The sequence below is a fragment of the Cupriavidus basilensis genome, from assembly GCF_029335485.1.
GTDB lineage: Bacteria > Pseudomonadota > Gammaproteobacteria > Burkholderiales > Burkholderiaceae > Cupriavidus > Cupriavidus basilensis_E.
Genome location: NZ_JARJLM010000188.1, coordinates 1 through 22104, shown reverse-complemented (window position 1 = coordinate 22104; position 22104 = coordinate 1). Strand labels below are relative to the sequence as shown.

General features: G+C 67.7%; 16 protein-coding genes. 1 reads left to right on the top strand and 15 read right to left on the bottom strand.

Features of this window, described 5'->3' with window-relative positions:
• Positions 1-26: 26 nt before the first annotated feature.
• The 7 genes from P3W85_RS11150 to P3W85_RS11120 all read right to left on the bottom strand — a co-directional run bounded on the left by P3W85_RS11150 (position 27) and on the right by P3W85_RS11120 (position 9040).
• Positions 27-1196: an ABC transporter substrate-binding protein gene (locus P3W85_RS11150; RefSeq protein ID WP_276264830.1), complete on the bottom strand. Its 1170-nt coding sequence runs from the start codon at positions 1194-1196 to the stop codon at positions 27-29.
• A gap of 71 nt (positions 1197-1267) precedes the next feature.
• Complete coding sequence (locus P3W85_RS11145) at positions 1268-3505, bottom strand: 3-hydroxyacyl-CoA dehydrogenase NAD-binding domain-containing protein (RefSeq protein WP_276264829.1); 2238 nt, start codon at positions 3503-3505, stop codon at positions 1268-1270.
• A 50-nt stretch (positions 3506-3555) separates the two neighbouring features.
• The gene (locus P3W85_RS11140) at positions 3556-5409 is read right to left on the bottom strand and encodes an AMP-dependent synthetase/ligase (RefSeq protein WP_276264828.1); all 1854 of its coding nucleotides are present in this window, start codon (positions 5407-5409) and stop codon (positions 3556-3558) included.
• A gap of 47 nt (positions 5410-5456) precedes the next feature.
• Positions 5457-6269 (bottom strand): ABC transporter ATP-binding protein, encoded by an 813-nt coding sequence (locus tag P3W85_RS11135; protein ID WP_017224086.1) that lies wholly within the window; start codon positions 6267-6269, stop codon positions 5457-5459.
• On the bottom strand, positions 6266-7075 hold the full coding sequence (locus P3W85_RS11130; RefSeq protein ID WP_276264827.1) for an ABC transporter ATP-binding protein: 810 nt from the start codon (positions 7073-7075) through the stop codon (positions 6266-6268). The genes P3W85_RS11135 and P3W85_RS11130 overlap by 4 nt, the downstream gene beginning before the upstream one ends.
• 13 nt (positions 7076-7088) lie before the next feature.
• On the bottom strand, positions 7089-8165 hold the full coding sequence (locus tag P3W85_RS11125) for a branched-chain amino acid ABC transporter permease (RefSeq protein WP_017224084.1): 1077 nt from the start codon (positions 8163-8165) through the stop codon (positions 7089-7091).
• A 2-nt stretch (positions 8166-8167) separates the two neighbouring features.
• On the bottom strand, positions 8168-9040 hold the full coding sequence (locus P3W85_RS11120; RefSeq protein ID WP_017224083.1) for a branched-chain amino acid ABC transporter permease: 873 nt from the start codon (positions 9038-9040) through the stop codon (positions 8168-8170).
• A 585-nt stretch (positions 9041-9625) separates the two neighbouring features.
• On the opposite strand from P3W85_RS11120, the gene glnA reads away from it, so the two are divergent.
• Complete coding sequence (gene glnA / locus P3W85_RS11115) at positions 9626-11101, top strand: type I glutamate--ammonia ligase (RefSeq protein ID WP_017224082.1); 1476 nt, start codon at positions 9626-9628, stop codon at positions 11099-11101.
• Positions 11102-11176: 75 nt separating this feature from the next.
• On the opposite strand, the gene P3W85_RS11110 is transcribed toward glnA, so the two are convergent.
• The 8 genes from P3W85_RS11110 to P3W85_RS11075 form a co-directional block, all read right to left on the bottom strand.
• Positions 11177-12049 carry an amino acid ABC transporter substrate-binding protein gene (locus tag P3W85_RS11110; RefSeq protein WP_430869530.1) on the bottom strand — a complete coding sequence of 291 codons (873 nt, stop codon included), beginning with the start codon at positions 12047-12049 and terminating at the stop codon, positions 11177-11179.
• A 91-nt stretch (positions 12050-12140) separates the two neighbouring features.
• Positions 12141-13448 carry a dicarboxylate/amino acid:cation symporter gene (locus tag P3W85_RS11105; protein WP_017224080.1) on the bottom strand — a complete coding sequence of 436 codons (1308 nt, stop codon included), beginning with the start codon at positions 13446-13448 and terminating at the stop codon, positions 12141-12143.
• A gap of 373 nt (positions 13449-13821) precedes the next feature.
• Positions 13822-14433, bottom strand: a complete 612-nt coding sequence (locus tag P3W85_RS11100) for a methyltransferase domain-containing protein (RefSeq protein WP_276264826.1) — start codon at positions 14431-14433, stop codon at positions 13822-13824.
• Positions 14434-14468: 35 nt separating this feature from the next.
• Complete coding sequence (locus P3W85_RS11095; RefSeq protein WP_276264825.1) at positions 14469-16043, bottom strand: acyl-CoA synthetase; 1575 nt, start codon at positions 16041-16043, stop codon at positions 14469-14471.
• Positions 16044-16126: 83 nt separating this feature from the next.
• Positions 16127-16912 (bottom strand): enoyl-CoA hydratase/isomerase family protein, encoded by a 786-nt coding sequence (locus P3W85_RS11090; RefSeq protein ID WP_276264824.1) that lies wholly within the window; start codon positions 16910-16912, stop codon positions 16127-16129.
• Positions 16913-17008: 96 nt separating this feature from the next.
• A complete protein-coding gene (locus P3W85_RS11085) occupies positions 17009-18988 on the bottom strand; it encodes an acetyl/propionyl/methylcrotonyl-CoA carboxylase subunit alpha (protein ID WP_276264823.1) in 1980 nt (659 codons plus the stop codon).
• A 43-nt stretch (positions 18989-19031) separates the two neighbouring features.
• Positions 19032-20186: an acyl-CoA dehydrogenase family protein gene (locus tag P3W85_RS11080; RefSeq protein ID WP_276264822.1), complete on the bottom strand. Its 1155-nt coding sequence runs from the start codon at positions 20184-20186 to the stop codon at positions 19032-19034.
• Positions 20187-20227: 41 nt separating this feature from the next.
• Positions 20228-21844 (bottom strand): acyl-CoA carboxylase subunit beta, encoded by a 1617-nt coding sequence (locus tag P3W85_RS11075; RefSeq protein ID WP_276264821.1) that lies wholly within the window; start codon positions 21842-21844, stop codon positions 20228-20230.
• Positions 21845-22104: the final 260 nt, after the last annotated feature.

Here is a 22104-nt window from a genome sequence, read left to right as displayed (position 1 = left end):
GCCTCCTCCGGCCGGGTCCGCCGAATTCACAACTTGGGCGGTGGCAGCAGTTCGCTGGCGGGAATCCACTTGTCGCCCACCACCTTCATGATGCGGATACGGTCGTTGCTCAGCCGGTTGGTGGCCGAGACGTTGAAGCCCGGGTTGCCCAGCGCATCCGGCGGCAGCCGGGTCGACTCCATGGCGGCGTTGAAGGTCTCCGCGGTCAGGTTGCGGCCTGCCTTGTCGGCCAGGGTGGCGAAGGTGACGTAGGCGTAGTAGCTGAACATCGAGTACACGCCGGGATCCTCGTTGAAGCGCTTCTTGTAGGCGGCGGCCCATTGGCGTACCGTCGGATTGGGATCGTCGGCATAGGGCAGCATGGTGAAGGCGGCTGCATGCAGGCCCTCCATTGCCTTGCCGCCCAGCAGCGGCACCTGGTGCGCATAATTGGCAGAAGTGCCCGCGAAGACCGGATTGAAGCCGATCTTGCGCGCTTCCTGGACCGAGGCGACGTACTCGCGCATGGTGGAGGCGTTGAATACCAGATCGCAGTTGGCCGCCTTCAGGCGCGCCATCTGCGAGGAAAAGTCGGTGGCGCCGCGCTTGTACGAGACCTTCTCCACCACGGCCAGGTTCTTCGTCTTCAAATAGGCCTGCGCGCCTTCCAGCGACTCGCGCCCATAGTCGTCGTCCTGGTACAGCACGCCGATGCGCTGATAGGGTTTCTGCTTCAGGAAATAATCCATGATGGTGGTGGACATCAGGAAATTGGACGGCCCCAGCGCGATCTTGTACGGGCTGGGCGGCTCATACATATCGCGCGCCGCGCTCTGCGGCATGAAATTGAAGACCTTGCTCTGCAGCAGGAACGGCAGCGTTGCCATATTGGGCGCGGTGCCCAGATGGCCGATGATGGCGAACACGCCGTCCTGGGTCACCAGCTTCTGCGCCGCCAGCACGGCGCGCCTGGGCTCGTAGCCGTTGTCTTCCACCACCACCCGCAGCTTGCGGCCCTGCACGCCGCCGCGCGCGTTGATGTCTTCCACGGCCATGGTCATGCCGTTGCGCGACTCCCTGCCGTAATTGACGATCGGCCCGGACATGTCGGTGATCAGGCCGAGCACGATCTCCTTGTCGCTGACGCCGCGGGTCTGTGCGCCGGCGCTGGCGCTGAGCGCGAGGGCAACGGCGGCGACGGTGGTTTTCCAGATCATGGTTGTCTCCTTGATTGTTGGCGTTATGGTGGCGTTATGGTGGCGTTATGTTTCTGCGAACTGCATCGACGTCAATGCACGCTCTGCGGCGGCTTGGGTCCCGGGTGAATCCTGCCTTGCCCGGCCGGCCTTGCCGCCGAGCCAGGCGCTGAGGGGATGGGGGCCGCGCCGGCTTCCGGCCGCGGCGCCACCCAGTCGGACAGGCGCTGCCCGCCGCGCGCCAGGGTTGCCAGCAAGGGCGACACGTCCCAGTAGTCATAAGGATTGCCGCGCAGCCGGGCGTAGCGCTCCAGGCCGGCCACGATGCGCGCCAGGCCGATGCTGTCCGCCTGCCAGACCGGGCCGCCGAGATAATCCGGGTAGCCGTAGCCGGCGGTCCACACCATGTCGATATCGCCGGGGCGGCTTGCCACCCCCTCCTCCAGCAGCTTGGCCGCCTCGTTGACCAGGGGATAGAGCAGGCGCTCGGCAATCTCGGCGTCGCTGATATCCGTGCGGCGGGCAATGCCGTGCGCGCGGCCCAGCGCGCGGCAGATGCGCTCGGCCTCGGGGTCCGCCACCGCTGCCCCGCCGGGGTACCGGTAAAGGCCGGCCCCGCTCTTGCAGCCAAGGCGGCCGAGCCGGAACAGCGTGCGCACCACCGCGCGATAGGCGGGATCGGGCGGCAGGCCGCCGGCCTTGCCATACTCCAGCACGATCTTGGCGCTCACGTCGATCCCGGCCACGTCCAGCATGCGGCACGGTCCCATTGCCATGCCGCAGGCCTCCATGACCGCATCGAGCCGCACCGGGCTCACGCCCTCCATCAGCAGGAATTCGCTCTCTCGCAGGTAGGCTTCGGCCATGCGGTTGCCGATAAAGCCGAAGCACACACCGCATACCACCGCCACCTTGCCGAGCCGCCGCGCCAGCTGCATGGCCGTCACCAGCACGTCGGGTGCGGTGGCGCTGCCGCGCACCACCTCGATCAGCCGGCCGCCATTGGCCGGGTTGCGGAAATGCAGGCCGGCAAAATCGGCTGGCCGGCCGCTGGCCTCGGCCAGCACCTCCACGTCCAGCGTCGAGGTATTGGTGGCGATGATCGCACCGGGTTTGCACAGGCGCCCAAGCCGCCCGCAGACCTGCTGCTTGAGCGCCATGTCCTCGACCACGGCCTCGATCACCAGTTCGCAGCCGGCCAGCGCCTCGTAGTCCAGGGTCCCGGCGATCAGGCCCATGCGTCTTGCCACCTGTTCCGGCCGCAGCCGCCCGGCCGCCGCGTCCGCCTCGTACCTGGCGCGCACCGAGGCAAGCCCTTTCGCCAGCGCGGCCCCGCTGGCCTCGACCAGGGTTACCGGCATGCCGGCATCGGCCAGGCTCATGGCAATGCGGCGGCCCATGGTGCCGGCGCCAACCACCCCGGCGGTGTGCAGCACGCGCGGCAGCAGTCCAGCGGGCACGCCAGGCACCCGGGCTGCCTGCCGTTCGGCAAGGAACAGGTGGCGCAGGGCCCGCGATTCGGGCGAGACCACGCAGGACGCAAGCAATGCGGCCTCCAGCGCCTCGCCCTCGGCGAACGGCCGGGTCGCGGCGGCTTCCACCGCCCGCACGATGGCCGCGGCGGCCGGATAGCGCGCCTGCTCCTGCCTGGCCCGCAACAAGGCCTGCGAGAAGAAATCGGCCGGCAGGCCAGCCGTCGACGCCGGGAGCGCGGACAGCCGGCGCGGCGGCGCCCGCCTGTCCAGCAGGTCTTCCAGGTAGTTGAGGCCGGCCGCCAGTGGCTCGCCGGTCGCCAGCGCATCGACGATGCCGGCGCGCAAGGCCGCTTCCGCGTCCAGCATGCGCCCGCTCAGCATCAGGTCCAGCGCCAGCGCCGCCCCGCAGGCCCGCGGCAGCCGCTGGGAGCCCAGCGCGCCCGGCAGCAGGCCCAGCCTGATCTCGGGCAGGCCGACCCGGGCGCCAGGCAGCGCCAGCCGGTAATGGCAGGCCAGCGCCAGTTCCAGCCCGCCGCCGAGCGCGGTGCCGTGCAGGGCCGCCACCACCAGCCGTTCGCTGGCCTCGATGCGGGCGAGGATGCGGTTGTACGGGGCCGCGTCGAAGCCAGGTGCGTCGAACTGGGCGATATCGCCGCCGGCCACGAAGGTGCGGCCCGCGCACCAGATCAGCAGGCCATCCAGCGCGGGATCGGCCTCGAAGGCGGCTACCTTGGCGTCCAGCCCGGCCACCGTCGCCACCGAGAGCGCGTTGACTGGCGGATGGTCGATGCAAAGCAGGCCGATGCGGCCGTGCCGGACAAGGGTCACGGGACCCATGCTGGCTGCATGGCTCATGGCGCCTCCTGTTGGGCTGCGGTTGGGGCTGCGGTTGGCGCTGCCTGCGTTCAGGCCACCTTGGCCGGGTACATCGACTCGATCAGCCCGCTGTACTTGTCGTTGACTAGCTTGCGCTTGAGCTTCATGGTCGGCGTCAGTTCCTCGTCCTCGGCGCCAAGGCGGGTCTCCAGCAGCCGGAACGCCTTGATCTGCTCGACCCGCGCGAACTGCTGGTTGACCTTGTCGATCTCTTGCCCCACCAGCGCAACGACCTCCTTGCTGCGGCACAGCGAGCCGTAGTCGGAGAAGTGCACGTCGTGCTCCTGGGCCCACTGCTCCACGTTGTCCTGGTCGATCATCACCAGGCAGCTCAGGTAGGGCCGGCGGTCGCCGATCACCACGGCGTCGGTCACGTAGGGGCTGAACTTGAGCTGGTTCTCCCACTCGGAGGGCGTGACGTTCTTGCCGCCGGCCGTGATGATCAGGTCCTTCATGCGGTCCGTGATATAGAAATAGCCCTGCTCGTCCACCCGGCCCACGTCGCCGGTGCGCAGCCAGCCATCCACCATGGTCTCGGCGGTCTTGGCGGGCAGGTTCAGGTAGCCCATGAAGACCTGCGGTCCGCGCACCAGCAGCTCGCCCTCGTGCGAGATACGCACCTCCGTCTGCGGCAGGGCCACGCCGATGCTGCCCGGGCGCGTGCGCCCCGGCGGGTTGCAGGTGGCGGCCCCGGTGATCTCGGTCATGCCCCACAGCTCGTGCAGCTCGATGCCCAGCGCCATATACCAGCGGATCAGGTCCGGCGAGATCGGCGCGGCGCCGGTCACCGCCAGTTGCACGCGGTTCAGGCCCATCATGCGGCGCACATTGCCCAGCACCAGCGTATCGGCCAGCCACAGCTTCAGGCGCGCCCCGGGGGCCAGCCGCGGCTCCTGCCCCGCCTCGTGCACGCGGGCCTGCCCGGCCGCCATCGCCCAGGCATAGGCGCGGCGCTGCAGGCCGGTGGCTTCGCGCACGGCGATGGTGACGCTGGAGTACATCTTTTCCCACACGCGCGGCACCGCCAGGAAGGCGTCGGGCTGGATCTCGCGGATATTGTCGAAGATGGTGTCCGGGTTCTCGACGAAGTTGGCCACCGCGCCGCACAGGATCGCGTAGTATTCGCCGAAGATCCGCTCGGAGACATGGCACAGCGGCAGGAAGGCCATGCGCTCGCCCACCGTGGTGGCGGGCAGGAACGCGCGCAGCGTCAGGCAGCTGCGCAGCACGTTGCGGTGCGACAGCATGGCGCCCTTGGGCCGTCCCGTGGTGCCGGACGTGTATACCAGCACCGCCAGCGCCTCGCCGCCGCCGGCGGTACGCCTGGCCACCAGCCAGTCCGGCTGCCGCGCGCGCGCCTGGCGGCCCAGCGCCAGCAGCGCGTCGAAGCTCATCACCGCGGCATCCTCGAAGCCGGCCAGCCCCTCCATGTCGAACACCACCACGCGGCGCAGGCCGGGCAGGCGCTCGCGCACCTCCAGGTATTTGTCGAGCTGCTCCTCGTTTTCAACGAACAGGACCACGGTGCCGGAGTCCTGGCACAGGTATTCCACCTGCGGCGGCGCATCGGTCGGATAGATGCCGCTCACCACCGCGCCGGCCGTGAGCGCGCCCAGGTCGCTCCACACCCATTCGCGGCTGGTGTTCGACAGCACCGAGACCACTTCGCCCGGCTGCAGGCCCAGCGCCGCCAGCCCCGCCGCCACGTCGGCCACGATCTCGCCCACCTCGCGCCAGCTGTAGCTGCGCCAGATGCCGAGATCCTTCTGCCGCATCATCACGGCGTCGCCGCGCACGTCGACGGCGTGCCAGAACATCTGCGGCAGGGTCTCGAACGCGGCTTCGGACAAGGGCTGCATGGTGTGCGCTGCTGGTTTCGCCATGGATGGCTCTCCGGGGAAAGACGGTCAGTCGGGATCGGGGTCGCGGGCTAGCGCCAGGTCTTGCGCTTCTTCCAGCGCCGCTCGCCGCGCACGCCGCTGTCCTTCATGCCGAGGTAGAACTCCTTGATATCGTCCTTCTCGCGCAGCGCGGCGCAGGTGTCCTCGGCCACGATGCGGCCGTTCTCCAGCACATAGCCGTAGTCCGCCGCGTTGAGCGCCATATTGGCGTTCTGTTCCACCAGCAGGATGGTGGTGCCGCGCTCGCGGTTGATGCGTACCACGATCTCGAAGATGTCCTTGGTCAGCTTGGGCGACAGGCCCAGGCTTGGCTCGTCCAGCAGGATCAGCTCGGGCGCGGCCATCAGCGCGCGCGAGATCGCCAGCATCTGCTGCTGCCCGCCCGACAGCAGGCCCGCGTCCTGGCCGGCGCGCTCGCGCAGCACCGGGAAATAGCCGTACACGGCTTCCATGTCGCGGGCCACGCCGTCGCGGTCGCGCCGGGTGTAGGCGCCCATCAGCAGGTTGTCGCGCACCGACAGCAGCGGGAACACCTCCCTGCCCTCCGGCACATGGCTCAGGCCGCGCCGCACGATCTGCGCCGGGTCCAGCCCGGCAATGCTCGCGCCCTTGAAGGCGATGCTGCCGCGGGTGGGGTCCAGCACCCCGGAAATGGTCTTGAGGATGGTGGTCTTGCCGGCGCCGTTGGCGCCCAGCACGGTGGCGATGCTGCCCGGCGCCACGCTCAGGCTCACCCCGCGGATCGCCTTGACCGGACCGTAGGCGCTTTCCACATTGGCCAGCGCCAGCACCGGGGCTGGCTGCAGGCCGCGCAGCTTGTCTGCGCCTTGCGCGAGATTCATGCCGCCCTCCGCAGCGAAGCCACATCGTCCACGGTGCCAAGGTAGGCTTCGATCACCCCCGGGTGCGCCTGCACCTCGGCCGGCGTGCCCTGCGCCAGCACCTGGCCCTGGCTCATCGCCAGCACCCGGTCGGACACGCGCGACACCAGGCTCATATCGTGCTCCACCATCAGCACGGTGATGCCCAGTTCGCTACGGATATCGCGGATCCACCACGCCATGTCCTCGGTCTCCTCCACATTGAGCCCCGACGATGGCTCGTCCAGCAGCAACAGGCGCGGCCCGCTGCACAGCGCGCGCGCCAGCTCCACCACCTTGCGCACGCCATAGGGCAGGCCCGCCACCAGCGCGTCGCGGTGCGCCTGCAGGTCCAGCAGCTCGATCATTTCCTCGGCCTTGCGGCGCGCGGCCAGCTCCGAGCGGCGCGCCGCGGGCGTGAACAGCAGGTCCGCCCAGAAGCCGGCGGCGCGGTGCGTGTGGTGGCCGATCAGCAGGTTCTGCAGCACCGTGGCGTGCTCGAACAGCTCGATATTCTGGAAGGTGCGCGCGATGCCCTGCGCCGCGATGGCGTGCGGCGGCATGCGCGTGAGCGCCTCGCCCTGCCACAGGATCTCGCCGCTGGTGGGCGGGTAGATGCGGCTGATCAGGTTGAAGACCGTGGTCTTGCCGGCCCCGTTGGGGCCGATCAGCGTAAAGACCTCGCCGCGGCGCACGTCGAAGCTCACGCCGTTGAGCGCCAGCACGCCGCCAAAGCGCACCGTCAGGTCGCGCACGCTCAGCAGGGTATCGGAATGGCTGTGCGACATGGTCCAGGTCTCCTTATTTCAGGCGCTCGGAGCGCTGGAACGCCTTCTGGCGCCGGAACATGCCCTGGCGGTAGAAGGGAAACAGCTCCAGGTAGGTGCGGATCTTGCACCAGCGCCCGTACAGCCCCATCGGCTCGAACAGCACGAAGGCCATCAGCACCAGCCCGTAGATCAGCGCTTGCAAGCCGCTGGCCTGCGCCATGGCCGGCGGCAGCCAGTCCTTGGCCAGCACGATCAGCTGCGGCATCACGATCAGGAACGCCGCGCCCAGGAACGCGCCGTGCACGGAACCCAGGCCGCCCACCACCACCAGCAGCAACAGGTCGATGGACTGGCCGATGCCGAACTGCTCGGGCGAGATAAAGCGCAGCTTGTGCGCGTACAGCGCGCCGGCCAGGCCCACCAGCGCCGCCGACAGCGCGAACGACAGGGTCTTGTAGCGCGCCAGGTGGATGCCCATGCTCTGCGCCGAGATCTCGGAATCGCGGATCGCGATAAAGGCCCGCCCGGTCGCGCCGCGCAGCAGGTTGAGCACGCCCAGCGTGGCCAGCACGCAGACCGCCAGCGACAGGTAATAGAACGCCACCGGGCTGTCCAGCGTGTAGCCAGCCAGTTCCGGCGCGCCTACCGCCAGCCCGGCGTTGCCCCCGGTCACGCCCTCCCAGCGCGCCAGCCCCTCCTCGACGATAAAGCCGAAGGCCAGCGTGGCGATGGCCAGGTAGATGCCCTTGACCCGCAGCGCCGGCAGCCCCACCACCACACCGGCCAGCGCCGACAGCGCCGCCGAGGCCACCAGGGCCGGCACGAACGGCACGCCGTGGCCGGTCAGCCAGGCCTGCGCATACGCCCCCACGCCGAGAAAGGCCGCATGCCCGATCGACAGCAGCCCGGTGAACCCGGACAGCACCATCAACCCCAGCCCGGCGATCGCATAGATCAGCACAAAGCCAAGCTGCGCGACCCAATAACTGCTGGCCCAGCCCGGCGCCACCAGCAGGCAGGCCATCAGCAGCCCATACCACAGCCGCTGGCCGGGCTGGCGGGCCAGGCGCAGGTCCTGGCGGTAGTCGGTCTTGAAGAGGAATCGCATCGCTATACCTTCTTGCGCAGGTTCTCGCCGAACAGGCCGTTGGGTTTGACCGCCAGCATGATCAGCACCACCACATAGGCCGCCACATCCTTGAAGCCCTCCGGCAGGTAAAAGCCCGCCAGCGACTCCACCACCCCGATCACCAGCCCGCCCACGATGGCGCCGGGCAGGCTGCCGAACCCGCCCACCACCGCGGCCGGGAAAGCCTTCAGGCCCAGCAGGCCCATGCTCGCGTGGACAAAGGTGATGGGCGCCAGCAACAGTCCCGCCAGCGCCGCCACCGCGGCCGACAGGCCCCACACCAGCCCATTCAGGCGCCGCACCGGAATGCCCATGTAATAAGCCGCGAGCTGGTTCTGCGAGCTGGCCTGCATGGCCACGCCGATACGGCTGTAGCGGAACACCAGATAGAGCAGCACGCACAGCGCCGCCGTCACCGCGATCACCGCCACCTGCTCCACGCTCAGCACCAGCCCGCCCGTGCGCCACACCATGCCCTGGTAAGGCACCGGCAGCGTATGCGTGCCAGCGCCGATGCCCGGCACCATGGTGATCAGGCCGCGCATCACGTAGCCCATGCCGATGGTCAGCATCACCACCGTGAACTGCGGCTGGCCCAGGATCGGCCGGATCGCCAGCCGCTCCACCAGCATGCCGAAACCCGCCATGCCCGCCACCGTCAACGGCACCGCCAGCCACAGCGGCAGCCCCATCATGGTCAGCACCACGCCGGCAAAGGCGCCCAGCATCATGAACTCGCCCTGGGCAAAGTTCACGGTCTCGGTGGCCTTGTAGATCAGCACGAAGCCCAGGGCGATCAGCGCATAGATGCAGCCCAGCGCTATGCCTGAGATGGTTAGCTGGAGAATCTCCAATCTTGTCTCCTGTCCCGGTGGTGCCGTGGCGCGCTGGCCGCGCGATGTGTCGGGGGCGGTCGCGGGAAGCGCGTCGATTGCGGTTCCGGCGCAGACCGGTTGGCTGCTTGCGGCCGAACGTGCCGCCCTTCCGCCAGCCCGTGTCACCGTAACAAAACTATCGGGGTGGCGCTTGTGCGGACTGGCTACGGCGGGTTGGGGATTACCCACGATGGGGGTGCTTGATTGGCTGCTGCGCCGATGTTGGCGGCAGATGCGGTCAGTGTTGTTTGGGAAATTTCATCGGTGATGCCCTGACTTTTCCGAAAATCGGTTCACCGCACCGTCGCGCGTAACCCCGGGGTGCGGGTCACGGACGGACTTCGCCTACCTCGGTACAGCGCTTGCACCCGGTCTACTGCCTGGTCCAACTGCTGCTCCAGCGGTGCCCGCAGGCCTTGCCGCTCCAGGCGCTGCCTGGGTGAATCGCGCCAGCCGTGATAGCCCCACAAGTTGCGCTGGCGGCACGTGCGCCCAGCGCGCTTTTCTTCCAGGTCCGGACGGACTAAGGTTGGACTATGCCGCAGCCAGACAAGGGAGGCAGCCATGTCGATGGTCTCAATCGAGCCGGGGAGTTATCGCGTCGAGCGGCCGAATCATCCGGGCGACGTGATCGACCTGATCAGGAAGCACGGCATCCAGGTGGTCGACCTCCGGTTCACGGACCTGCCCGGTCTGTGGCAACACTTCTCGATTACCCTGCCCGAAGTCAACGACGAGCTTTTCACGTCGGGCATCGGCTTCGACGGCTCCTCGATTCGCGGCTTCCAGGAGATTCACGAGTCCGACATGCTGGTGAGGCCGGACCCGGCGACCGCCTTTGTCGATCCGTGCTGCGAAACGCCGACGTTATCGATCATCTGCGACGTGCTGGACCCGGTTCTGCAGCAGCCCTATTCCCGCGACCCGCGTCATATCGCCAGAAAGGCGGAGTCGTACCTGCAGCGGACCGGCCTCGCCACGACTTGCTACTTCGGCCCCGAGCTGGAGTTCTTCATATTCGATTCCATCCGCTTTGGACAGGACCAGCACTCAGGCTACTACCATGTGGAATCGGCCGAAGGGGAATGGACCTCGGGTCGCGACGAGGGTGCCTATGGCGGGGGCAACCTCGGCTACAAGCAACGCTACAAGGAAGGCTACTTTCCTGTCCCGCCACACGACACATTGCAGGACATCCGCTCCGAGATCGTCCTGGCGCTGATGGAGGCCGGCATCCAGGTCGAGATCCATCACCATGAGGTGGCGACCGCGGGCCAGAACGAGATCGACATGCGCTTTGCGCCGCTGACCCGGATGGCGGACAACGTGATGATGTACAAGTACATCTGCAAGAACGTGGCGCGCCGGCATGGCAAGGTCGCGACGTTCATGCCAAAGCCCCTGTTCGCGGACAACGCAAGCGGCATGCATTGCCACCAGAGCCTGTGGAAGGACGGCGAGAACCTGTTCTTCGATGCGGCCGGCTGGGCGCTGACATCCGAAATGTGCCGCTGGTACATCGGCGGCTTGCTCAGGCACGCTCCGGCCCTGATGGCTTTGTGCGCCCCGAGCACGAATTCCTACAAGCGCCTGGTGCCGGGCTACGAAGCACCGGTCAACCTGGCCATGTCGCAGCGCAATCGTTCCGCCGCCGCGAGGATCCCGATGTATTCCGCTGCGCCGGGCGCGAGGCGCGTGGAATTCCGCTGTCCCGATCCTTCCGCCAATGCCTACCTTGCTTTTTCGGCAATGCTGCTGGCCGGGCTGGACGGCATCGAAAACCAGACCGATCCGGGCGCTCCGCTCGACAAGAACATTTATGAGCTGCCGCGCGAGGAGGCCGCAAAGATCCGCCAGGTCCCGGGGTCGCTCGAGGAATCCCTGTCGGCGCTGGAGGCCGATTCGGCTTTCCTGCTAAAAGGGGACGTCTTTACGGAAGACGTGATCAGCACCTGGATCGACTACAAGCGCAGGCGCGAGATCGATACGCTGAAGCTGCGGCCGCACCCGTGGGAGTTTTATCTCTATTTCGATGTTTGAGGTATCAGCCTGAGCTGCGGCCATCCACGTGTTTTGCGGGCGTCATTTTTGACACCGGTTTGTGCCGATGCGCTTCTAGTTCGGCTGTTCCGGCGTCGCACCGATGAGGTCCTCCAGTTGCGCGCTCATCGGAATGCCAAGACGCTCGCCAGTGGGCAGCCGGTTGAGAAACCATTGCTTGTACAGGCGCTCCAGCTCTCCGGAGGTGATCAGGTCGCGAACGGCCTTGTCCACGACGGCCGAGAACTGGGGATCGCCCTTGCGCAGCATGATCCCGTACGGATCGTAGGAGAGAAAATCGCGGGTGATGTCGAACTTCTTGCCGGCGGCGTATTTGGCAAGGAAGCCGTACAGGAGCACATCGTCTCCCGCATAGGCGTCGGCGCCGCCGTGCCGCAGCACCTCGAACGCATCGGCATGGTCGCGCGCCCGGATGATCTTCAGTCCCAGATCAAAGCGGGCGGACAACCGCTCCAGCGCCTGGGCGTTGGTCGTGCCCGCCGTGGCGACCACGGTCTTGCCCTTCAGGTCACGGAACGATCTGATTGGCGAGCCATGCGGCACCATCAGCTTGGTACCGGCAATGAAGATCACCGGCGAGAATGCGGCAAGCTGCTGACGCTCGGTGTTGCGGGTGGTCGATCCGCACTCCAGGTCGATCTTGCCCGAGACAATGGCGTCAAAGCGGTTTTCGGACGTGACAGGCACCCACTGGATCGACAGCTCGCGTCCGACTTCCGCTCCGGCGGCCTGCACGATGGCCGTGCAGATGTCGATCGAGTACCCGATCGGCCTGTGGGCCTGATTCAGATACGAGAACGGCAGGGACGACTCCCGATAGCCGATGGTCAGGCTGCCGGTGTCCTTGGCCTTTTTCAGCGTGCCGGCCAGTTCGATGGGTTCCTGCGCCGAAACGATGCCAACGCATATCGCCATGCACAGGGCCATGGCAGCCTGCAGCATCGGGCGGCCGGCCAGGATCCACTGGCGTACTTGTAGGGAATGCATGCGCGCTCCTCCCAGGTCTGCGCCCAGACGGCTACGCGTGCACGGCGTCCGGCTTGTGCAGCGGCACCGGCTCGCCCCCGATGCCGCCCTCGCCCTCATCAAGGGTGGACTCTGCTAGCTGGCCTTCCCACTTGGCCACCACGGCGGAGGCGATCGAGTTCCCCACGGCATTGGTCGCCGAGCGGCCCATGTCGAGAAACTGATCGACGCCCATGATCAGCAGCAGGCCCGCTTCCGGCATGTTGAACTGGTTCAGCGTGGCCGCGATCACCACCAGCGATGCGCGCGGCACGCCCGCCATCCCCTTCGACGTGAGCATCAATAGCAGCAGCATGGTGATCTGGGTGCCCAGCGGCAGGTGAATGTCGTACGCCTGGGCGATGAACAGGACCGCGAATGTGCAATACATCATCGACCCGTCCAGGTTGAACGAGTAGCCCAACGGCAGCACAAAGCTGGAGATCTTGCGGTTGACGCCGAACCGGTCGAGCGCTTCCAGCAGCTTGGGGTAAGCGGCTTCCGAACTCGCCGTGGAGAACGACAGCAGGAACGGTTCGCGGATCAGGCGGATCAGCGTGAAGGTCCGTTTGCCGAGGAACACCATGCCCGCCAGTGTCAGCAGCCCCCACAGCACGATCAGGGCCAGGTAGAAGCTGCCCATGAACTTGGCAAAGGTCAGGAGGATGCCAAGGCCTTGCGTCGTCACTGTCGATGCAATGGCGGCGAACACCGCCACCGGCGCCAGCCACATTACCGCACCGGTGATCTTCAGCATCACCTGCGCCAGGTCCTCGATCACGCCGGCCATCCGCGCGCCCCGCTCGCCGAGGGCGGACAGGGCCGTGCCGAAGAAGATCGAGAAGACCACGATCTGCAGGATTTCGTTGTTGGCCATCGCCTCGGCCACGGATCTGGGCACCGTGTGGGCCACGAAGTCTTTCAGCGTGAAGGCGTTGGTCTTGAGGTTGGTGGCGGCGCCCACCTCGGGCAGAGGCAGGCCGATGTGGCTGCCCGGCTGCATCAGGGTGGCCATGATCAGGCCCAGCGTCAGGGATACCAGCGACGCGGTGATGAACCAGCCCAATGCCTTGACGCCGACGCGCCCCACGGTACTGGCATCGCCCATGTGTGCAATGCCGATCACAAGCGTGGAGAAGACCAGCGGCGCGATGATCATCTTGATCAGCCGCAGGAACACGTCGGTGACGATCGAGATGTATCCGGCAACGTCTTTCGCGAGCCTGGGATCCGGGAAGGCAGTGTGGCAAGCGTATCCGACCAGGCCGCCGAGAATCATCGCGATGACAATATAAGTCGTGATATGGGACTTCTTGCTCATGGCTTCTCCTTGGGGCCTCCGGGGGGACGTCCTGCGCCGAGGTCTGCACCTGAGTAACGATAGGTCACGGGTACGGCAATGGGCAATCCCGGACTTGCTCCCGACTGTCCAAAGCCGCTCCATACCTATGATCCGGCACACTTGCTGCCGCCTTCCTGGCCACGTTTGCCGTGTTGGATATAGGTATAGGGGTATAGGTGTCCAACAGGCCGGCCTGCGAGCGTGCGGCGGCGGCATACTTCCCGTCGCTGAAGGCCTTCAGGCAGAAGCTTGACAGGCGATGGCGCCTTTTCGATCACACTTTGCTGTGTGCTCTGGATCTTGCCGGAACGTGGCTTTCGAAAGCCAGGCGTGAGGTCCCTGAGCCCCGGGATCAGCGCCGCTCCAGCACCATCGCCAGTTCAAACGCCCCATTGGAATGCATCACCGCGGCAAATGGCGGCTTTGGCCATTTCCAGCGCCCGGCCGGGAACAAGGCGCGCATGGCGTTGATATCGCAGTGATAAGGCGGGCCTTCGACGATGCCCTGCGCGGCACTATCGCGGCGCATCTGCATGAACAGGGCGAACAGCCGCCCGCCGGGCCGCAGCCACGCGTGGAGCTGGTCGGCGTAGCGCGTCCAGTGGTCCGGGTGCAAGGCACACAGGCAGGTCTGCTCGTAGACGGCATCGACAGCCGCCGCCGGCTGCCATTGCAGCACGTCCGCCTGCTCCAGCGGCGCCTGCAGGCCTTGCCGCTCAAGGCGGTCGGCCGCCCGTGCCAGCGCGGCGGGTGCATAGTCGAGGCCGCGCACGCGCACGCCGTGGGCGGCCAGGGCGGCGACTTCCCAGCCGCCGCCGCAGCCCGGCACGACGACATCCTCCCCTGGCCGGATCTCGCCGGCGGCCAGCCATTTGCCCAGTTGCGGGCTGGCGGTATCGCGCTCCCACGGGGTCTGGCCGGCCTCGAAGCGGGCCTGCCAGAAATCGATCGTCGGTCCGGCCATGGCTTATCTCCTGAAGTTCCTGTCCTCGCCCTGCCCTAGGCCGTGGCCTGTTCCCTCAGGCGGATCTTGAGTACCTTGCCGGTCGGATTGCGCGGCAGCGCCGCCACCACGCGCAGTTCGCGCGGCAGCTTGTAGCGTGCCAGCCTGGTTTCGGCGAAGGCCTGCAAGGCTTCGAGCGTCAGGCTGGCGCCCGGCTTGAGCGCCACCACGGCCACCACGTGCTCGCCCCAGCGTGGGTCGGGGGCGCCGATCACTGCGACTTCGGCGATGGCCGGGTGCTCGTACAGCACGCTTTCCACTTCGGCCGGGTAGACGTTCTCGCCGCCGGTGATGACCATGTCCTTGAGGCGGTCGCAGATGTAGTAGAAGCCCTCTTCGTCGGCGTATCCCACATCGCCGGTGCGGAACCAGCCGCCTTCGTAGAAGGCGCCGGCCGTGGCGTCGGGCCGGTTCCAGTAGCCCTTCATCACGTTTGCGCCGCGCGCGCAGAGCTCGCCGCGCTCGTGCGGGGCGGTGACCGGCGTGCCGTCGAACGCCCGAACGCACACCTCGGTCAGGAACGCCGGGGTGCCGCAGGAGCCCAGCTTGTCGTGGGCCCGCTCGGGGGCCAGGAAGGTGGTGGCGGCGGCGGTCTCGGTCAGCCCATAGCCCTGGTTGACCGGGATGCCGCGCACGGAGAACAGCCGCAGCAGCGGCTCCGGCATCGGCGCGCCGCCTACCGAGATGCTGCGCAGGCTGGACAGGTCCGCCCGCTCGAAATCCGGGTGCTGGCTGACGAACAGCAGCATGGCGGGCACGGCAAAGCTGACCGTGACACGGTGTTCGGCCACGTCCTGCATCACGCCGGCGGGGTCGAAGCTGCGCTGCAGGACAAGATGGCCACCGGCCATCAGGATCGGCAAGGTAACGCAGCACATGCCGCCCACATGGAACAGCGGGGCGAAGTTGAGCGCGACATCGGTGCTGGCGATGTCGCTCATCAACATCACGTTGAGGTTGTTGGACCAGAAGTTGCCATGCGTCAGCATGGCGCCCTTGGGGTTGCCGGTGGTGCCGGACGTGTACATCACGGCGGCCACGTCGTCGGGGTGGGTGGCGGCCAGCGGCGGCACGGCGCCGGCCTGCGCGGCCTTTGCCATCAGCGCATCCAGCCCTTCCCAGCCCGGCGCGGCGGTGCGGCCCAGGTAGCGCTGGCATTCCAGCCGGGGGCGGACTTCGTCGATCAGGCCGGTGTAGCCGTCGTCGGCAAACAGCGTGTGCACGCCGGCATCGTTGACGATGAAGGCCAGTTCCGGGCCGGTCAGGCGGAAGTTGAGCGGCACGAAGACGGCGCCCAGCCAGCCGCAGGCGAATTGCGTGACCAGGAACAGGGGATCGTTCAGCCCCAGGTAGCCCACGCGCTGGCCTGGCTGCACGCCGCCGGCCGCCAGCACCGTGGCCATCCGGCCGGTCCTGGCCACCAGCTCGGCGTAGGTCCAGGTCTGGCCGGCGCAGGTCAGCGCCGGCCGCTGCGGCCCGCGCGCGGCGCGCCGGCACAGCCAGTCGGCCATGCCCAGCGCGAGCATGCCGGGGCTATCGCCCGGCGACAGTGAGGATGGCTTCCCAGTCACGGCATCTCCCATATGCGACTCCCCTGTCTCGCAAGTTCCATCTCGCAAGTTGTCTGACAAATTGCCGGCGGGCGCCGGCGCCATCATCTGCCGGTCCAGACCGGCTTGCGCTTTTCGTTGAAGGCGGCCAGCCCTTCGCGGGCGTCCTCCGTCATGGCCAGCAGCGCGATCTGGCTTTCGGTATAGGCGATGCCTTCGGCGAAGCTCATCGACGCCATGGCCTGCATGGCGTATTTGCCGCGCCGGATCGCGGTGGGCGATTTGTCGGCCACGCGCGCCACCAGCCACTCGGTGCGGGCATCCAGTTCGCCCGGCGCGGCCAGGTGGTTGACCAGGCCGGCGGCCTTGGCCTCGGCGGCGGAGAACGGCTCGCCGCTGATGCACCACTCGCGCACCAGCCGTGGCGGCGCCAGTGCCTGCAGCAGGCTCAGCACCTGCATCGGGAACACCCCCACCTTCACCTCGGGCAGGCCGAACAGCGCGTTGTCGGCGGCCACGGCCATGTCGGCCATGCACAGCAGGCCCATGCCGCCGGCCATGCAGGTGCCGTTGACGCGGGCGATGGTGGGCAGCGTGGCCTGCTGCGCTTCGCGCAGCATGTCGGCGTAGTCCAGGTTGGGCTGCGACAGGTCGAAGGCGAAGCCCTTGCCGGGCTGCAGGTCGCCGCCGGCGCAGAAGGCCTTGTCGCCCGCGCCGGTCAGCACGATGGCGCGTACCGAGGAGTCCGCGTGGGCGGCACGGTAGCCCGCGCGGATGCCGGCCACCACCTCCTTGTTGATGGCGTTGCGCTTGTCGGGCCGGTTGATGGTGATCCAGAACGCGGCGCCGCGCTGCTCGTGCAGGACAGCCGGGGTTTCCGTTTCGCTCATGGTGTCTTGCTCGCTATTGGAAGAATTGGAAGAATTGGAAGAACTGGAAGAATTGGAAGACATCGAGTGGAAGACATGGCGCAAGGCATGGCGCGCTCATGCCGCCTGCGCCTCGAACTCGATCTCGGCGATCACGCGCATGGCCGCGGCCTGGTCGCCCACTTGCACGTGCACCGCGCCGACGCGGCCAGCGGCCGGCGCCACGTGGATATGTTCCATCTTCATGGCTTCGAGCGTGACCATGGGCTGGCCGGCTTCCACGCGGTCGCCGGCGGCCACCATCACGTTGACCACGCGGCCGTTCATGGAGGCGCGCAGCTTGCCGTCGCCGGCCGCCTCGCCGGTGCGTTCCGCGGTAATGCGGGTATGGTCCTCGACCCGCACCGGGTGGCCCTGGTACCGCAGCAGCAGCGTGTTGCCGTCGCGATGGAACACCGCGCTTTCGACCACGCCGTCGCAGCAAAAGCGAACCGTGCTTGCCGTCAGCTGGAGGGTTTCGAAGGCGTGGCGTGCCTCGCCGAGACGGACCTCGAAGCGGTTGGCCCCCAGGAATGCCAGGCTGGCCTGGTGCTCGGCACCGGCCACGCGATAGCGCAGCCCGATCGGCAGCGCCGGTGACAGGCTGGCGGACGGCACGCCCGGCGCGCGGCCAGGCGCGGTCTCGTAGAGCAGCAGCGCGACCAGCGCGGCGGCGCGCCCGTGCCGGGCGGGGTCCTCGCGCAGCAGCGCGTCCTGGTGCTGGCCGATAAAGGCGGTGGTCGCCTCGCCCGCGGCAAAGGCGGGATGCGCCAGGCAGCGTGCCAGGAAGGCCTGGTTGGTGGTCACGCCCAGCGCCACCAGGTCCTCCAGCCCGCGCGCCAGCCTGCGGCGGGCTTCCTCCCGGTCCGCGCCGTGGCTGACCAGCTTGGCGATCATGGAGTCGTAGTACGGCGGGATCGCCGCGCCGCTTTGCAGCGCATGCTCGGTCCGCAGCGCGGCCGGAGCCTGCCACAGCGCCACCGTGCCGCTCTGCGGCATGAACCCCTGCTGCGCGTCCTCGGCGCACAGCCGGACCTCGATGGCATGGCCGGAGAAGCGCACGTCTTTCTGCGCCAGCGGCAGCGGCTCGCCGGCGGCGATGCGCAACTGCAGCGCCACCAGGTCCAGCCCGGTGATGGCCTCCGTGACCGGATGCTCCACCTGCAGCCGCGTGTTCATCTCCATGAAGTAGTAGTTGCCGTCGCGGTCGAGCAGGAATTCCAGCGTGCCGGCGCCTTCGTAGCCGATCGCCTTGACCGCGGCCACGGCGGTGGCGCCCATGCGGGCGCGCAGTTCCGGGCTCACGGCGGGCGATGGCGCCTCCTCGATCAGTTTCTGGTGGCGGCGCTGCACCGAGCAGTCGCGCTCGCCCAGGTGGATGGCGTTGCCGTAGCGGTCGGCCAGGATCTGGATCTCGATGTGGCGCGGCTCGACGACGGCACGCTCCAGGATCACCTCCGGATCGCCGAAGGCGCCCTGCGCCTCCGAGCGCGCGCTGCGCAGCAGCTCGGCGAAGGCGCGCGCGTCCGGTACCAGCCGCATGCCGCGCCCGCCGCCGCCCGCCGTGGCCTTGATCATCACTGGGAAGCCAATGCGTTCGGCTTCGGCGCACAGCCGCGCTTCGTTCTGGTCTTCGCCTTGATAGCCGGGGATGCAAGGCACGTCCGCCGCCATCATGAGCCGCTTGGCGCCGGCCTTGTTGCCCATCGCGAGGATGGACTCGGGCGATGGCCCGATAAAGACCAGCCCGGCCTCGCGGCAAGCGCGCGCGAAGGCCGCGTTCTCGGCCAGGAAGCCGTAGCCGGGATGCACCGCATCGGCGCCGGTGCGGCGGGCCGCGTCGATGATGGCCTCGATGCGCAGGTAGGACTGCGCCGGCGCGGCGTCGCCGATATGCACCGCCTGGTCGGCCTCGGCGGCGTGGCGGGCGCCGGCATCGGCGCTCGAATAGACCGCCACCGTGCGGTAGCCGAGCGCGGCCGCGCTGCGCATCACGCGCAGGGCGATCTCGCCGCGGTTGGCGATCAGGATCTTGTGGAATGGCGTGGACTGCTTCATGGTGCCCCGATATGGATGTTGTTCTGTCTGGCCTGCCCTGCGCCTACTTCCCTTGCGGGAAGGTACCCATGTACTTGCACAGGATCTGCAGCATGACTTCGTCCGCGCCGCCGCCGATGGAGGTCAGCCGCCCGTCGCGGAAGATCCGCGAGACCGGGCTTTCCATCACATAGCCCATGCCGCCCCAGAACTGCAGGCTGCGGTCCGATACCTCGCGCACCAGGCGGCCGGCCTTGAGCTTGGCCATGGTCGCCAGGCGCGTGGCATCCTCGCCGCGCACCATCATCCCCACGGCGCGCCAGCACAGCGCGTGCAGCGCCTCCACCTCGGTCTGCAGCTCGGCCAGGGTGTAGTGCACCCACTGGTTGTCCAGGATCGAGCGGCCGAAGGCCTTGCGCTCCCGGGTGTATTCGATGGTCAGGCCGATGGCCTTCTGGCACACCCCGCAGGTGTTCAGCGCGCCCCACAGGCGCTCCACCTGGAACTGCTCCATCTGGTAGGTGAAACCCATGCCCTCCTCGCCGATGCGCCAGCGCTGCGGCACGCGCACGTCGTCGAAGTAGAGCTGTGCCGTGTCGGACGAGTCCATGCCGATCTTGCGGATCTTCTTGGCCACGGAGACGCCGCGCGTCTTCATCGGCACCACGATCAGCGTCTTGTTGCGGTGAGGCGCGCCGTCCGAGGTGTTGGCCAGCACGCAGCAGAAGTCAGCCTGGGTGCCGTTGGTGGTCCACATCTTGCCGCCGTTGATGATGTAGTCGTCGCCGTCGCGGCGCGCGGTGGTCTTGATCGATGCCACGTCGGAACCGCTGCCCACCTCGGACACCCCCAGGCAGGCCACGTATTCGCCGCTGATGGCGGGCGCCAGGAACTCGCGCCGCACTTCCTCGCTGCCGTGGTGGGCGAGCGCGGGCGTCGCCATGTCGGTCTGCACGCCGATGGCCATCGGCACGCCCCCACAGTTGATGTCGGCCAGGGTCTCGGCCAGCACGGCGCTGTAGGAGTAGTCGAGCCCCGAGCCGCCGTCGGCTTCGGGCTTGGACAGGCCCAGCAGCCCCAGTGCGCCCATTTTGCGGAAGACCTCGTGCGCGGGGAAGATCTCGGCCTCTTCCCATGCGTCCACATATGGGTTGACCTGTTCGGCGATGAAGCGCTTGATGGTGGCGCGCAGCGCCTCGTGTTCGGTGGTGAGTTGCATGTCGCGGATCCTTGTGTCGGGTTGGTCTGCCGGCGGCCGCCTCAGGGGCGCGCCACGGCGAACTGCATGGGTTGCGGCGTGCGGGCGTCCCCTTCGCGGCAGATCGCCAGCACGTTGGCCAGCACGGCGCGCGTGCTGCGCGGGTCGATCACGCCGTCGTCCAGCACGTGCGCGCTGGTGACGAACACGCTCATCTGGCGGTCGAACCGTTCCACGATGCCCTTTTGCAGCGCTTCGAGCTGGGCGGCGTCGGCTTCGCCGCCCTTGCGTTTCATGGCGGCCTCGGTGACGATGGCCATCGTGCGGGCGGCCTGTTCGCCGCCCATCACGGCAGTCTTGGCGTTGGGCCACGAGAAGCAGAAGCGCGGATGGAAGCCGCGCCCGCACATGCCGTAGTTGCCGGCGCCGAACGACGCGCCGCAGTAGATCGTGATCTGCGGCACGGTGGCATTGCTCACTGCCTGGATCATCTTGGAGCCGTGCTTGATGATGCCGTCCTCCTCGTAGCTGCGGCCCACCATGAAGCCGGTGGTGTTGTTCAGGTAGAGGATGGGCGTGCGCGACTGGCAGCAGGCCTGGATGAAGTGCGTGGCCTTGGTGGCGCCGGCCGGGTCGATCGGGCCGTTGTTGGTGATGATGCCGAGCGACCAGCCTTCGATCCGCACATGGCCGCACACGGTGGCGCCGCCGTAGTTCCCGCCGAACTCGAGGAAGTCGGAGTCGTCGGCGATGCGGGCGATGACCTCCTTCATGTCCACCGGCCGCTTGTGGTCCATCGGCATCACGCCCAGCAGCTCCTCGGCGTCGTAGCGCGGCGGCTTGAAGGCCCGCACGGCGGGCTGCTCGCGCGGCCAGTCGATCTTGCCCAGGATGTCGCGCGCGATGCCCAGCGCATCGCGGTCGTCCTCGGCCAGGTAGTCGCCCAGGCCGGACACGGTGGTGTGCATGACCGCCCCGCCGAGCTCTTCCTCGGTGGCCACTTCGCCGGTGGCGGCCATCAGCAGCGGCGGGCCGGCCAGGAAGGCGCGCGAGCGGCCGCGCACCATGATGATGTAGTCGGACAGCCCGGTCTGGTAAGCGCCGCCGGCCGTGGACGAGCCGTGCGTCACCGTCACCACCGGCAGCCCGGCCGCCGACAGGCGCGCCAGGTTGCGGAACAGGTTCCCGCCGCGCACAAAATCCTCGACCTTGTAGGTCATCAGGTTGGCGCCTGCGCTCTCCACCAGCTGCACGTAGGGCAGCTTATTCTCCAGCGCGATCTCCTGCACGCGCAGCTGCTTGTCCAGGCCCTTGGGTTGCAGGGCGCCGGCATTGATGCCGGAGTCCGAGGCGCTGATCATGCAGCGGATGCCGGACACGAAGCCGATGCCTGCGATCAGCCCGCCGCCGGGCACGCTTTTATCGAGGTCCGGGTTGTCCAGCCCGAGCCCGGCCAGCGAGGACAGCTCGATGAAGGGCGCGCCCGGGTCGAGCAGCAGCGCCAGCCGTTCGCGCGGCAGCAGTTGCCCGCGCTTCTCGAAGCGCTCCCGCGAGGCGGCGGAGGTATTGGCGGCACGCTGTTCAAAGGCGCGGATACGCTCCAGCAGGGCAAGCATGCCGGCGCGGTTGGCCTGGAATGCTTCGCTGCCGGCGGAAAGTCTGGATTCGATATTTGCCATGGTGATTGGACGTTGCGCAAGGGCGATCCGGCCGCAGCCGCACTGCCGCCGCTGGCGCCTCCGGGCGCCGGGCCGCGCGGTGCGCCGGTGTGAAGCCATGGTAGGGATGGGCGGCGGCCCGGTCTTGCGAGAACTGGCTGTGCTGGTTGCAGTAATATGGATTTTTTTACCTGGTCATCAATGGTTATTGCCATTTCAGTTGGTTTTTTTTTGGAGTACTTCTATTTAATTATTTGGTTTTTTTGGGGCACGATTTAGGG